We start from the raw sequence: 14,382 nt of genomic DNA on the forward strand, positions 1-14,382 counted from the left end.
AGACGCCGACGAACGATTTCTGCGTTTTAGTTGCGGGCATTCAATACAAACTCGGATCAGTTTTTGAATTTGGTCACTATCTATAGTTGGAAAGCTTTTCCCCAACCTAAGTGCGTCATTTTTCTCATTCATGGCTTGTCCTCGTTATTGTAATTTAAAAACTGGTTTAATCGAACGAAAAAAACGGTTTAGGAATTGAAGAGAAAAAAAGAAGAAATTTGAGGTATCGCCTAGTCACCTCTGGAATATGTGAGGAGAACTACACTTGTACAGACTACGGCCTAGGGAAAGGACGAAAGCATTATCTACAGCGTCAATCAAGATTGTGGTGCCGAAGGCGGGAGTCGAACCCGCACGCCCGTAGGGCACTACCCCCTCAAGATAGCGCGTCTGCCTATTCCGCCACTTCGGCACAAAATCGGATTGTAAAAAGTATCACGCAAGGGACAAATTTCAAGCGCCGAACTTGCGAAGCCGTCCCGCGTGAGCGAGAAGAAGCGGCATTATCTCCGTCGCCTTTATGATCCCCAGGTCACCGGACAGGCAGGACGATTCGGAGAAACCCGCCACACCCCTTCCCCTGCAGTATTTAGAACTGATCATAAGGGGCACCGGGTGCCAGCTGTGCGACTTCATTGCCGACGGGGTCGAGTGATCACCCGTTACGGCAAGAACATTAACCCCGAGTTCCATGATTTCGGGGAGAAGCGAATCGAATTCCTCTATCACACCCACCTTCGCCCCGAAATTCCCGTCCTCTCCGTAACTGTCCGTTTTCTTCACGTGCAGGTAGAAAAAGTCATAATCTTCGAAATTACGAGAAAGCGTCTCGATCTCATCACCGATGGAATCCCCTGTGACCTCAAGGACGTCCATCCCGAGCAGCTTCGACACTCCCCTGTACATCGGATAGGCGGCAACGCATCCGGCTCGAAGCCCGTAGGCCTCATCAAAGGTCGGAAGATCAGGCCTCACTGAAAAACCCCTAAGAAGCATGTAGTTGGCAACGGGCTCATCCCTTATCGCTTCGCAGGCCCTGTCAATCAGCTCTCCCGCGATCTCAGCCGTCTTCTGGGAACTGCCGTTCTCCCCGCGGGGCCTGACAGGAGCTTTGCCTTCTGCCTGCGGGTCTGTGTCGCAGACAAGTGCGTCTGATTCCGAGAGCTGCGCCAGAAACGACAGAACCACGACAAACCTGTGCTCAAGACCCGGATAGAAATTTACTTTTACCCCGCATACCTCCTTGACGACCGACGAAATCCTGGAAATCACCCTCCTGTTCTCCTCGGTGCTGAGCCTGCCCGCTCTCCTGTCGGTAACGACCGGGTTATCCCCTTCGTATTTCACGGTGGCGAAGTTGCCCCTCACCGCCACATCCGACGGGCCGAGATCAATACCGAGGCCAAGCGCTTCGAGCACCCCCCTTCCTATCTCGTTTCTGAGGGGATCATAGCCGAAAAGCGCGAGGTGCGCGGCACCGCTTCCAGGGGTTATGCCCCTCTCAACCGGCACGTGTAGCCCCATAGACCCAGCCGAAGAAAGCCGGTCAAGATTCGGGGTTCGTGCCGCCTCGAGTTCGGTCTTTCCGTCAACGGGAAGCCCCCCGAGTCCGTCAAGAACGCAGAGAACTATCTTCGAGGAGTTTTTCTCAACAAGTTTTGATACTAGATCCTGCATTTTTCTTCCTTGTCCGCCACCCGGGCGGGATAATATCAGGGATCCCTCAGTTCTATTTCGGCTCCGTCATACGCCGGCTCTACATGATCCGGGAGTTCCGCGAGGAGCTTTTCGTATTCAAGCTCGTGTCCCATGTGGGTAAGAAGGGCCCTTTTGGGTCCCAGTTTCTCTATTTCCCCTACCGCCTGCTCTATGCTGAAGTGGGCCCTGTGGGGTTTGTACCTCAACGCGCCGAGTATCAGAAGGTCAAGCCCCGAGAGCTTTTCGTAGGATTCCTCAGGAATGGCGCTGCAGTCGGTAACGTAACCGAAAGACCCGATCCTGTAGCCGAGTATCTGCCAGTTGTGATGATAGATGTCGATTGGCTCTATCCTGATCCCCTCGAACCTAATTTCCCCGTTTATCTCCTTGAAGTTAAGCCTGGGCTTTCCTCCCGCGGCGGGAAAGGAATCGAATATGTAGGCGAAATTCCGCTTTATGTTGGTAAGGGCGCACTTGTTCGCGTAACAGTCTATGTCCATTGAATTTATGAAGTTAAACGCCTTAAGATCATCTATTCCGTGGGTGTGGTCCGCGTGGGAGTGGGTATAGAGAACGAGATCGATCCTGGTTATGCCCTCCCTCAGAGCCTGGGTCCTCAGATCGGTCGAAGTGTCGATAAGTATTTTCTTTCCGGCCACCTCGACAACCACGGAACTTCTAGTACGTTTGTTCTTAATATTATCCGATGTGCATACATCACATTGGCAGCCCACTACGGGAACGCCTGTTGAAGTGGCACATCCAAGCACTCTGACCTTCATAGAACACGCCAAACATGGTAGAATTAATTTTGTAAGAACATAACATACAAATCTTCCGAAAAAAATTTACAACGGCCCAACAGCCAATATACTTTCTGTGTAAAGTGAGAAGCCGCATAAAACTTTTTCCCTTTCTCATAGCTTCTATCTGCCTGCTTACCCTTTCTTTCGCCACGGCGAAGGAGAAAAACAGGGCCCTCTTCGAAGAGAATTTCAAGCTTTACCGCCAGATCGAGTCAAATTCCGAAAAATCCAAGAGAAGCGAAACATGGGATCTCGTGGGAAGCACTTTCTACAGGCTGTATTCGCAGGATCCCGAGTGGAAAAACGCCCCGCTCTGTCTCTTCGCCGCCGCCAGGGTCTACGACAGAAAGTCCCTCAGGTTCAAAACGCCCGAGGACTCCGAGAAAGCGCTTCAGTACTTGCGGGAGTTCGTGAAAAGATATCCGAAAGACAGCCTGGCCGACGACTCGTGGCTTCGGATGGGAAGGATCCTTGAGCGCAGGGGGGAGAAAAAGGAAGCCGCAACGGCGTACCAGAGGATCGTCTACGGAATGGAGGAAGCAGACACCTACGAGATAGCGAAGAAGAGGCTGGCGACACTCACGGGAGCAAAAACTTCAAAGAAAGCAGAGCCCGCGGCAAAAAAGGCGCCGCCCAAAAAATACCCCAAGGGATACGCCGTCGTAAAGAAAATAAGGCACTGGTCAACGGACGACTATACGCGGGTCGTAATAGAGGCCGACAGAGAGATCAAGTACACATCCAAAATGCTGCGTGCCGACCCCGATCTCAAAACCCCTCCCCGCCTTTACGTTGACCTTGAAAAAACCGTCATCTCGGATTCGGTCAACATCGAGCCCATCACGAAAGGACTTCTTGAGAAGATAAGTTTCGCGAGCAACCGCCCGGGAGTCTCGCGCGTCGTGCTCTACATAAAGGATCTTGAAGGCCACAAGGTCTTTTCCCTGAGAAAGTCGGAACAGAACCCTTCTTTCCGGCTCGTGATGGACATAAAGGGAGCGGGAGCGCAGCCTGAGAAAATATTCGCGGAGGGTGCTCCTTCACACGACAAGCAGGGACCCTCTCTTAAATCCAAGGTTCCCGAAGGAGAGATAGCAAGCCTCAAGCAGGCCCTCGGACTCAAGGTAAGGACCATAGTGATCGACCCGGGCCACGGAGGACATGATCCGGGCGCCGTAGGTCCAAGCGGCCTCAGGGAAAAGGACGTAAACCTCAGGATAGCCAAGAGACTTAGGGAGAGGCTTATAGAAGAGGGAAAGAGCTTCGGCATAGAAAACGTCTACCTTACAAGAAGCACCGACAGGTTCATTCCTCTTGAGGAGCGCACGGCAATAGCGAAAAAAAGAAAGGCAGACATTTTCATATCCATACACTGCAACGGGGCAAGAAGGAAAAAGGCGCACGGAATAGAGACCTACATACTGGGCTTTACAGACGACCAGACCTCACTCCAGCTCGCGGCCAGGGAGAACGCCACCACGACCAAGGGACTGAATGATCTTGGAAGCACGCTCAAGCAATATATACTCAGCGCCAAGAAAGAAGAGTCCCAGCAGGTCGCCGGTTACGTGCAGAAATCCATAATTCAGAACGTTTCCGTGAAATACAAGTACATAAACAACAAGGGAGTGAAAAAGGCGCCTTTTGTCGTGCTGATCGGAGCGGATGTACCGAGCCTGCTGATTGAGACCTCTTTCATAACAAATCCCAGAGAGGAAAAAAGACTGAAGAGCGAAGCCTACATAAATAGAATAGTGGACGGAATAGTCCTGGGAATAAAGAAGTACTCAATGCAGACCCAGAAAGTCTCCTGAGGCCCCAATGTGCTTTATGGACAGCGTAAACAACGAGATCGCGAAAATATTCTCAAGGATAGCCGATTCTCTTGAGATTCTGGATGAAAACGTCTTCAAGATAAACGCCTACAGAAAGGCCTCGCGCAACATCTCCTCAATGCCGGATTCCCTTGAGGAATTCGACGGGGAAAAGGAACTCTCAACGATACCGGGAATCGGCAAGGATCTTTCCCAGAAAATAATCGAGCACAGGCTCACCGGGAAGATCGCCTACTACGAGGAGATAAAAAAACAGGTTCCCGACGAACTCGCAGAACTTCTCGATATAAGAGGAGTCGGACCGAAGTTTCTCCGCACCCTCGTAAAGCACTTCGGAGTAGCGGACATCGAAAGCCTTAAGGAAACCATCGCCAGCCCGGACATTCTCGAGGTAGACGGCATAGGAAAAAAGAAAATCGAGCAGATATCGCGCTCGGTAGAGGTTTTCGAGGGTGGGAAAAAGAGGATGAGGCTTGTAAAGGCCCACGCTCTCGCCACGGAGGTAAAAGAGAAAATAGAGATAATCCCCGGCGTCCTGCGGGCCGAGCTGGCAGGCTCGCTCCGAAGGATGAGGGAAACCGTCGCGAACATAGACATAATCGCCTCGGCCGATGACGGGGCGGGAGTCATAGAGAAATTCACGGCTCTCGCTTTCATCAAGGAAGTTCTCGGCAGAACCGAAAACAGCACGCGGATTCTTACGCAGGCCGGGGTACGGACCGATCTTCTGGTCGTAGAGCCCCACTGCTACGGCTCGGCACTTCAGAACCTTACTGGCTCGCCCGCCCATAACGCAAGAATAAGGGAAATTGCGGCGGCAAAGGGTCTTGAGACAGACCACATGGGTATCCGCAACGGTAATGGATACTTTGTCTCCGAGGAGGAAGTCTACGAATCCCTCGAGCTGGGCTATATTGCCCCTGAGCTGCGGGAAGACCGCGGAGAGATCGAGGCGGCGCGCGCAGGGGAGCTTCCCGCGCTGATCGAGATAGAAGACCTAAGAGGAGACCTCCATGCCCATTCAACCTGGAGCGACGGAGCGTCAACCATCCGCCAGATGGCGGACAAGGCGGCATCTCTCGGCTACGAATATATAGCCATGACCGACCACTCGCCCTCATCAAGGATAGCAAAGGGACTCAGCACAAAGAGGCTTTGGCAGAAAAAAGAGGAAGTGGAAAAAATAAACTCCGAGGGCGGAGCGGTAAGAGTACTCATGGGTTCCGAGGTCGACATACTGCCCGACGGCTCTCTTGATTATCCAGATGAGGTGCTTCGGGAACTTGATTTCGTCGTCGCGTCGGTTCACAGCTCCTTTTTGATGGAAGAAGAGGAAATGACAAGACGGATATGCGGCGCCCTGGAAAATCCCAACGTGGACGCTCTCGGGCACCCGACCGGAAGGCTGATAGCGCAGAGAGAGCCCTACAAGGTCGATATAGACGCCGTTATCGAGACCGCCAGGAATCATGGCAAGGCGCTGGAGATAAACTCGTCCTACAAGCGGCTTGACCTCAAGGATACCCACGCCAGAAAAGCTGTTGAGGCCGGGGTCAAGATCATAGTGTCAACCGACGCCCACAGGACCGAGCACCTCGAAAGAATGATCTTCGGGGTCGGAACAGCAAGGCGGGGATGGGTAAAGAAAACAGACGTCGTAAACACCTACGGTCTTTCCGAACTCCTTAAATGGCTCGCAAGCCACGACTCGTAAAATGGCCCGACTCACCAAAAAGCAGGCCCGGGCGGAAGTATCCCGCCTGAGAGAGGAAATAAGGCGCCATGACCATCTCTACTACGCGGAGAGCAACCCTGAGATTCCCGACGCCGATTATGACAGACTCATGAGAAGGCTTGTTGAGCTTGAGCAGGACCACGGCCTGGCCGTCCCGGATTCCCCCTCGCAGAGAGTCGCGGGAGAGGTTTCTGAGCAGTTCAATCCGTTCTCCCACGTAATTCCGATGATGAGCATCGATAACGCAGTGGATGAGCAGGAAACCAGGGAGTTTGACAGGCGGATAAAAAGATTTCTCAAGACCGAAGAAGAAATCGAATACGTCCTGCAGCCCAAGTTCGACGGAGTCTCGGCATCGCTTACCTACGCTGAAGGAAAGCTGCTCCACGGTGCCACGAGAGGCAACGGAAAAACGGGAGAGGAGATAACGGCGAACTTAAAGACCGTAAGGTCCGTTCCCCTGGCTCTTTCGGGGCGAGACCGAAAGCCGAAGCTGGTCGAGATAAGGGGAGAGGTCGTATTCCCGAAAAGCCTGTTCGCAAAGCTGAATGAAGAGCTTGAAAAACTTAATGAGGAACTTGAAAAAAAGAACGAAACCCTCTTAAAAGAAGATAAAAAACCGAAGCCTCTCAGGACGCTGTTTAAAAACCCGAGGAACGCGGCTTCAGGTTCGCTTCGCCAGCTTGACTCTTCCGTGACCGCGCGACGTCCCCTGCACTTTTACGCCTGGGGAGTGGGTAGCTGCGAAGGGGTGGATTTAAGAGACGAGCTTGAAATATACGAGGCTTTCCATAAATGGGGGTTCCGTGTTGAAGAACCCAAAGACTGCCTGGGCATCGACCAGGCCATTGAGTACGCGAGGGAGCTTGAGCAGAAAAGAGATTCCATCGATTATGAGATCGACGGGGCCGTTTTGAAGGTAAGAAGCAGGAGGCTGCAGGAAATCCTGGGAACAACGGCGAAATATCCCCGCTGGAGCGTGGCCATAAAGTTCTCCCCCAAGCAGGTAACCACGAAAATAAGGGATATAATCATCCAGGTCGGAAGAACGGGACACCTCACCCCGGTGGCCGAGCTTGAGCCGATAAAGATATCCGGCATCGAGATAAAGAGGGCATCCCTTCACACAGAGGACACCGTAAGGGAAAAAGACGTGAGAATCGGCGACACCGTGGTTGTGCAAAGGGCGGGAGACGTGATACCGGAAGTGGTGGAAGTCGTCCCCTCGAAGGAAAGAGGAAAGGAAAGTTTCTCCATGCCGAAGGACTGCCCCCACTGCGAAGCTTCAATTGAGAGAGAAGGCTCATTTCATCTCTGTCCGAACACTTCCTGTCCCGCGCAGATCAAAGGAAGAATAAGTCTTTTCGCTTCGAGAAACGCTTTTGACATAGAAGGACTCGGGGGGAAAAGAGTGGAGCAACTGATAAACGAAGGAATCCTGAGAAACATGGCCGATATTTTCACTCTCAGGAGGGAACAGCTTCTCGGACTTGAGGGGTTTGCGGAAAAGTCCGCCGACAACCTCCTAGAAGAGATAAAAAAAAGCAGGGATATAAGCCTCGAGAGATTCTTAAACTCTCTTAGCATAAAGCACGTGGGCACCAGAACCGCGCAGACGCTCGCCCGTGAATTCAAGACCCCTGAGAACCTCATGGCAGCCACAAGCGAAGATCTTCTCCAAGTGGAAGGCGTAGGCGAGGAACTGGCCCAAAGCATACTCGGATTCTTTGAGGACCACGAGAGAAAGAGCGTGGTAGAAGCGCTTTTGCGTCAGGTGAGAATAGAAGAAGAACCAGAGCCGTCAGGGGAAAATGAAAAAATCGGCGGAAAAACGTTTGTCCTGACAGGCACTCTATCGGTTCCCCGGGAGCAGATAAAAAGCGAGATAGAGAGACTCGGCGGAAAAGTCGTTAACTCGGTATCTGGAAAGACAGATTTTCTGGTTTCAGGAGCGGACCCGGGAACCACGAAACTTCAAAAAGCCCGCGAGCTCGGAACGGATATCATTACGGAAGAACATCTGAAAAGCCTCATAGGGCTTTAGTTCCGTGCCTCTGTCTGTAGACCTCGTAGAGAAAAATCCCCGCGGCTACGGAAGCGTTTAGAGATTCCACTTTCCCCTCTCTTGGAACAGAAAGCAGAAAATCGCATTTCTGTCTTGTCTTGCTTCGCATTCCCCTGCCCTCGTTCCCTATCACAACTGCTATATCGAGCGAAGCGAAGTCGCAGTCACAGACCGCGTCCTCGGAACCCGCATCGGCTCCCGCGACCCAGACCCCTTTTTTCTTAAGAGCATCGATCACCCTGCCGAGATTCGTCTCCCGGGCGATCTTTATGTTGGCCGAAGCCCCGGAGGAAACTTTTACCACCGTCGGATTCACGTCGCACGCCCGGTCAGCGGGTATCACGATCCCATGGACTCCGAGAAAATCCGCGGTCCTTATTATGGCGCCGAAATTCTGCGGGTCTTCCATATGATCGAGAACAAGAAGAAAAACCTTCTCCCGTCTTTCCCTCGCCACACCGAGGATCTCCTCAACCGAACTGTAGGTAAAATCGGAGATTTCAGCCGCTATACCCTGGTGATTCGGGCTTTTGCATATGTCCGTAATCGCGCTTCTCGGAAGATGGGTGAGTTTTATGCGGAATTTCTTGATCGAGGCGTTAATCCTCGGGTCAGAAGAAACGTCGAAATTCTCCGAGACCATGATTTTCTTTATCTCCCGAGGAGAATTGCGGAGAAGTTCTGTGACTGAATTCTTGCCGTAGACAATCACCGCGGGCTCTCCTTGACCCCGGAACTCTTCTTAACGTAGTTAACCTTGTACAGTATGTTGTCGTTGATCCACTTGGCGTCCCACCACTCAAGCGGCCTCACCGGAACTCCCTGGACGTAAACCCCGAAATGCAGATGGTCTCCAACAGCAAGCCCGGTAGTGCCCGTCCTTCCCACGATATCTTTTTTCCCCACGCTGTCCCCGACGCTCACATCCATCGAACTCAGGTGGGAGTAAAGACTCATAACTCCCATTCCATGGTCGATGATAACCGTATTGCCGTATATGCCGAGGTGCTCAGCGAAAACCACCACTCCGGTGTTAGAAGCGGGGACAGGGTATTTTTTAGTAACCGAGAGGTCGTAGCCGAGGTGATACTGATTGTCGATCACGTTGCCGTCCATCAGGTATCTCCTGTGATCCGCAAATGTCGCGCCCACCTTGGAATTGCGAAGCTGGTTGAACTTCCCTTTCCAGAGAATCTCCTTCCTGCTTTGTCTTCCGATCTCATATATCCTGTTGTCGTTTTCCTTTCTCGTTTCGCTGTTGATCTTCAGAAACGCCTTGCGCAAATCGGGGGTCCCGTCATCTCCGACCGGGGAATAGCCGTAGACCTTGGTGAAAAGCGGAAGCACCTTGCTTTTAAGAAACCACTCGGAGAGGCCTATCTCATCCTTTACGTAAGAGGCCCGAAGAAGCCGGTAATAGACAGATTCCCTCGCTTCGTTGCCGGCCGCGTCAGCCGCAAGAATTTCTATCTTCTCACCCCTGTCCGCATTATACGGGTAGGCGAAAAAGGCAAGGTATACCGAGGGATCTTCGAAGTACCCCGTGTAGCCTTCAAAAAAGAGGTCTTTTATTTCAACGCCGCTTGAGACCGTGTCCTCAGAAACCTTGTAGATGACAACTCCTGCGCCCCCGTGTCTTATGTACAGCGCGGGCGAGAGTTCCTGTATCTGGGGAGGGATGAAATCCAGGGTGACTCTCTGGCTGAAAACGGCTTTTCTCCCGGGGAAAAGACCATTCATGAAACGGTCAGTCGCCTCTATTAGAAGTTCCGCTGCGCCGCTTTTTATGCCAAGCTTCTCGGGATTGATTCTCACGCTTATCACATCGCTTTTAGTTCCTTTCTCGTATTCTTTTTCAACAAGAACGGATTCCCCGTAAGCGTCAAGCAGAGAGATGCGCACCTTGGAAAGCCCTGTGCCCTTGTCAGACACAGTCACCTCAAGGGGCTTTAAGCCGAGACTCTTAACATCCCGCTCAAGGGATATGACGGGAGGGCTCATCTCGGCAACGGAGATGATTTTTATGAGAGCAATTATCAGAAGCACAACCCCAAAAACAGCCGCAACCTGTTTTCCGGACACCTTTAGCATTTAAAACAACCTCCTTCGAATTACCGTGGCAGCTTCGCTTATAACATCATAAGAGCAGCCCGGATAGCGTAAGTGAACCTGAAAGAAACCCTGTTTCCGCACCGCCTCGGGTATCTCAAAATTGCCTCTCGCACGATCCGGTTTTACGGGAAAAAGCCCGTAGCGAACAGAACATTTCTTTGGAAGGAACCTTCCGGGCACCTCAAGTGAGTTCTGTTTTTATTTGGCGGCTTTTAAGTATAATAGGCTTGTTAGGAAAATCCAGATCCTTACAGCGTAACTGAAGAGAAGTTCCCTGCGTTTTCACTAAGGACAGTGCGTCGAAGAACGATTTTTTTTATATTCACGGCAGTAGTCTGCGGCCTTGTCTTGGGGCTTTTTCTGTTCTCCCAGACCGAGGGAAGCCGCCAGTACGCAAAAAACCTCATAGAGCGAAGGCTAAACTCAATCCCCAATTTCCATATCAGCCTCGGAGGTATCGAGGGAAGCATAATCTCCACACTGGAGATAAGCGATATTGAAGTAAAAATAGCCGGAGAGAGTTACATGGAGATCGAAAAACTCTCGACGAACTATTCAATCCCGCTTCTTTACTCAATGATTTCGAGAAAGAAGCTCTACTTGTCCGACACGGAGATACGGGGTCTCAGAGTTTTTCTTGCAAAGGACAGACGCGGGGTATGGGATTTCAAGAAACTGAAGAACCAAGACAAAACCGCCGAGGGCCCGCAAGGGGAAAGAATAAGCCTCATTTTCGCGAATAACAGAATCCGCGATTCCCGCATTACGATTGTTGACCGCACCAGAGACAAGGTCTGGGAATTTGACCTGGTTGAGGAGTCTCTGTTCTCGATAAACATCATTGAACTGACGAAAAAGATCGAACTTGACGCGAAGGACATAAATTTCGACTACGTGTCCCCCAGAATCAGGATAAGAAACCTCAAGGGGAAAATCGATATAGCTTCCTGGGATTGCGTATTCAAAGACGCGGGATTCAAGGTCGAGGGCGTGCCGGTCAGGGGAAGCGGGATCGCGAGAGGCCTGAGGAACCCTGAATTCGACATGACCGTGTTTTTCGACACGCTCGGAATAACTGAAAAGGGAGAAATAAACCTCAAGGCAAAAACGAAGGTCAAGATGCATTCCTTAGACAACATGGTCGGCACGATGGAAATCTCGACACCCGATTCTTTTCTTAACGGAAAGCCGTTTCGGATGGACCTCAGTCCTGTAACCATTAAAGGGACAAAGACCTTTATAGAAGGCACGGCAGGCGGAGGATTCGGGGAGTCAAGCCTGAAGGGCAGCATCGACTTTAAGAAATGGCTCGCGGGAGAAGAGAAGAACTGGTTTGATCTCACCGCGGAGCTAAACGGCGCGAACACGGATGAACTGACCGAGATACTCAACCGCACCCCCTACCCGCTTAAGTTCGGAAACGACTCAAGGCTGAACTCGAATCTCAGGGTAAGCGGCAGCTGGGCGAGCAGGGAAATCTATTCCCTTCGGATCGAACCCGATTATCTCGACGTAATAGACAGCGAGCAGAGCAGCCTTCGGATCGAAGGTTACATGACGTTCAGAAACGACGGTATGGATTTCGATTCGACCTCAAAGGCAAAAGGATTCAAGCTGAAATTCGAATTCCCAGATATCGCAATTGACAACTATGTCGACGGAAGCGCGACTTTTAAGGGGGCGATACCGAAAAAAGGTAAGTTCTTTGAAAACAAGTACTTGCGCGTAAACGCCGATCTTAAAACAGACGAACTATACGGAATAACGAGCATAAGCTCCCGGATAGACGGCAGCATTCAAAAAGGAACCCTGACAGTAAACAGGCTTAACGTCCTGTCCGATCAATTTTCCCTGTCCGCGGAAAAAACCAAAGTAACGCAGAAGAGCCTTGACTGCGTTTTTGAATTCAAAACGCAGGACCTGAGCTTTCTCTCCGAGATTGACGAAAGGATCCCTCTGGTTTTAGGAAAAATAGACTCAAGCGGAAAGATAAGCGGAGACATTTCCACCCCGCTTATCGAGGCGAACTCGCGCGTAGAGAACTTCGCCTATGAAGAAGATTTCATAGCCCAGGACATGTCCGTTAGGTCAAGCACCCGGATTGATTTAAAAAACACCCCCAAGGTATCGCTTGATATATATCTGCTGGGAGAACGGGCCCGCGTTCTCGGCAATTACTCGGACACGATCGAGGCAAAGCTTCGGGGAACGGAAACTCGCTTTGACGCAGGAGTTCTTTTGAGCAAGAAAGACGGTTCCTACGCCTCTTCAGAATTCAGCGTCAGCGATCTCATGGAACACGAGAAAAGATTAAGGATCACGTATCTTGAAGGTCTTCTGGACGAAAAGCTGTTTAAAAACAAAGGAGATATCCTCCTTGACATATCTTCTGACAGAACAAGGATTCGGGGAGATGAACTTACCTACGGAGAAGGGAAAATCTCCGACTTTCTGGGAGAAATCGACAGGAAAGAAAAAACGATCGACCTGCGGGCCGACATAACAAGCTTCAATCCGCTGATCATATCGAAGGTTCTTAATCTCAGACACGACCTAGGAGGGACTCTCAACGGAAAAGTCCGAGCCAGCGGTTCTTTTGCCGCTCCTTCAGTTCAGGCCGAAATAAGATCGGAAGGCTTCTCTTACGGATTCCCGGCATCGGGAGATATGAAAATCAGACTCGGTGGCAAAGAAGGAAGACTTTCTCTGGACCTGCTATCCTCACTGGGACAGAAGGAAAGCCTGAGCTTACGGGGAGATCTGCTGGTTCCGCGAAATGCGCAGAGCCCGCTGGAAGCGGTAATGGGAACTTCGATGGACCTTGAATTGAAGTCGGACGGGTACGGTCTTGGTTTCGTGAAAATTTTTTCAAGTTCGATAGAGAAAATCGATGGCGACTTTTCATCCGGCAGTCTTTCTCTAAACGGCACCCTCTCAAGACCGCGTGTAAAAGGGAACCTTGAACTAAATGACGTAAGACTGTCTCTTACCCAGCTCAGAAACAGCCTGTTCACCGAGCACGCAAAGCTCTTGTTCAGCGGGACAAAACTCTCCCTGCCAAGGACCGAAATCCGTTCAAAACAGGGGAAAGCCTACCTGAAAGGCAAAATGGACATCTCCGATTTCACCTACCGCGCGGATCTTGAGATGGAGAAAGTCCGTTTTAATCCTCATTCGATAAAAACGGATCTCTCCGGCGATCTCAAGATAGAGAAAAAAGGCGAATTTCTTAAAGTAACGGGAAAGACCAAGGTCACCGCGGGAAGAATTCGCCTGTACCCGGGCAGGATAAAAACCATAAAAGACATCAGCTTCATAGAGAAGACCGAAAGCTTGGCCGACGAGTTTTCACTTGAGGCACAGAATGAAACCGGTTTTTACAGAGAAAAAACCGCGATGGATATCTCAGTCGACATCTCCTCGGGCACGTGGATTAAAACCAAGGAGGCCAACTTTAACACAAGAGGAAAACTGAGGCTTAGTAAAGAACCGGGCGGCGACCTTAACATGCAGGGAAACATAGTGTCATCCGAGGGGTATTACGCGGTCTTCGGAAAGCTTTTCGACATAGAGGACGCCACGCTTAATTTTACGGGGGCATCGAATAACCCGGATCTCAACGTCAAGGCCTATTACGACGCCGGCGATGTAGACGTGTACGTAAACGTCACGGGAGACCTGAGGGAACCGGACCTGTCTCTCTCAAGCACTCCTGATCTCGAAGAAATCGACATAATCTCCTATATAGTCTTCGGAGCTTCGAGCAACAGGCTCCAGAGCCAGCAAAGGGCATTTATGGGGAAATTCGCGACCGCGGTTGCCGCAGGCGGAATCTCTGAGCTTTTAAGCTCTGAGATCGGCCTTGACCTGCTGAGCATACAGGAAGGAGACCGAGGGTTTGAGGACAGCACGCTGAAAGTCGGCTCCTACGTCACAAGGGACATCTTCGTCGGCTACGAGAGGTCGCCCTCCAAGACCTCGCTTGACCACACGGCGGAGATGCACAACAAGCTCAACCTCGAATGGAGACTGAACAGAAGATTCTCGATTGAAAGCCAGATGGGCGGAGAAAACCCCGGAGTCGATTTTTTCTACAATTTCAATTTTTAAAAGACAGGGCTTCGGTCATAC

The 14,382-nt window shown here is 51.1% G+C and carries 8 protein-coding genes and 1 tRNA gene; 4 read left to right on the forward strand and 5 right to left on the reverse strand.

The annotated features are described in order from the left end of the window. Nucleotides 1–326: 326 nt before the first annotated feature. The 3 genes from OXG75_06125 to OXG75_06135 form a co-directional block, all read right to left on the reverse strand. Nucleotides 327–412 (reverse strand) — tRNA-Leu (locus OXG75_06125). A gap of 41 nt (nt 413–453) precedes the next feature. Continuing rightward, nucleotides 454–1,677, reverse strand: a complete 1,224-nt coding sequence (locus tag OXG75_06130; protein ID MCY3625548.1) for a 2,3-bisphosphoglycerate-independent phosphoglycerate mutase — start codon at nt 1,675–1,677, stop codon at nt 454–456. 35 nt (nt 1,678–1,712) lie between these two features. Next, complete coding sequence (locus OXG75_06135) at nt 1,713–2,480, reverse strand: MBL fold metallo-hydrolase (GenBank protein MCY3625549.1); 768 nt, start codon at nt 2,478–2,480, stop codon at nt 1,713–1,715. 104 nt (nt 2,481–2,584) lie between these two features. Between OXG75_06135 and OXG75_06140 the strand changes: the two genes are divergently transcribed. The 3 genes from OXG75_06140 to ligA are packed head-to-tail and all read left to right on the forward strand — an operon-like array spanning nt 2,585 to nt 8,118. After that, entirely contained in the window at nt 2,585–4,318 is a 1,734-nt protein-coding gene (locus tag OXG75_06140) for an N-acetylmuramoyl-L-alanine amidase (GenBank protein ID MCY3625550.1), read from the forward strand. A 16-nt stretch (nt 4,319–4,334) separates the two neighbouring features. Continuing rightward, nucleotides 4,335–6,053 (forward strand): DNA polymerase/3'-5' exonuclease PolX, encoded by a 1,719-nt coding sequence (gene polX / locus OXG75_06145; protein MCY3625551.1) that lies wholly within the window; start codon nt 4,335–4,337, stop codon nt 6,051–6,053. A gap of 1 nt (nt 6,054) precedes the next feature. Further along, complete coding sequence (gene ligA / locus OXG75_06150; GenBank protein ID MCY3625552.1) at nt 6,055–8,118, forward strand: NAD-dependent DNA ligase LigA; 2,064 nt, start codon at nt 6,055–6,057, stop codon at nt 8,116–8,118. On the opposite strand, the gene rlmB is transcribed toward ligA, so the two are convergent. Both rlmB and OXG75_06160 read right to left on the reverse strand, forming a co-directional pair. After that, the gene (rlmB, locus tag OXG75_06155) at nt 8,105–8,851 is read right to left on the reverse strand and encodes a 23S rRNA (guanosine(2251)-2'-O)-methyltransferase RlmB (protein MCY3625553.1); all 747 of its coding nucleotides are present in this window, start codon (nt 8,849–8,851) and stop codon (nt 8,105–8,107) included. The two genes, ligA and rlmB, sit on opposite strands and share 14 nt — an antisense overlap. Continuing rightward, the gene (locus tag OXG75_06160) at nt 8,848–10,230 is read right to left on the reverse strand and encodes a M23 family metallopeptidase (protein ID MCY3625554.1); all 1,383 of its coding nucleotides are present in this window, start codon (nt 10,228–10,230) and stop codon (nt 8,848–8,850) included. Before OXG75_06160 ends, rlmB begins: the two co-directional genes overlap by 4 nt. A gap of 315 nt (nt 10,231–10,545) precedes the next feature. Between OXG75_06160 and OXG75_06165 the strand changes: the two genes are divergently transcribed. After that, on the forward strand, nt 10,546–14,361 hold the full coding sequence (locus OXG75_06165) for a translocation/assembly module TamB (GenBank protein MCY3625555.1): 3,816 nt from the start codon (nt 10,546–10,548) through the stop codon (nt 14,359–14,361). Nucleotides 14,362–14,382 lie beyond the last annotated feature (21 nt).

This window comes from Candidatus Dadabacteria bacterium, from assembly GCA_026705445.1.
Classification (GTDB): Bacteria; Desulfobacterota_D; UBA1144; order Nemesobacterales; family Nemesobacteraceae; genus Nemesobacter.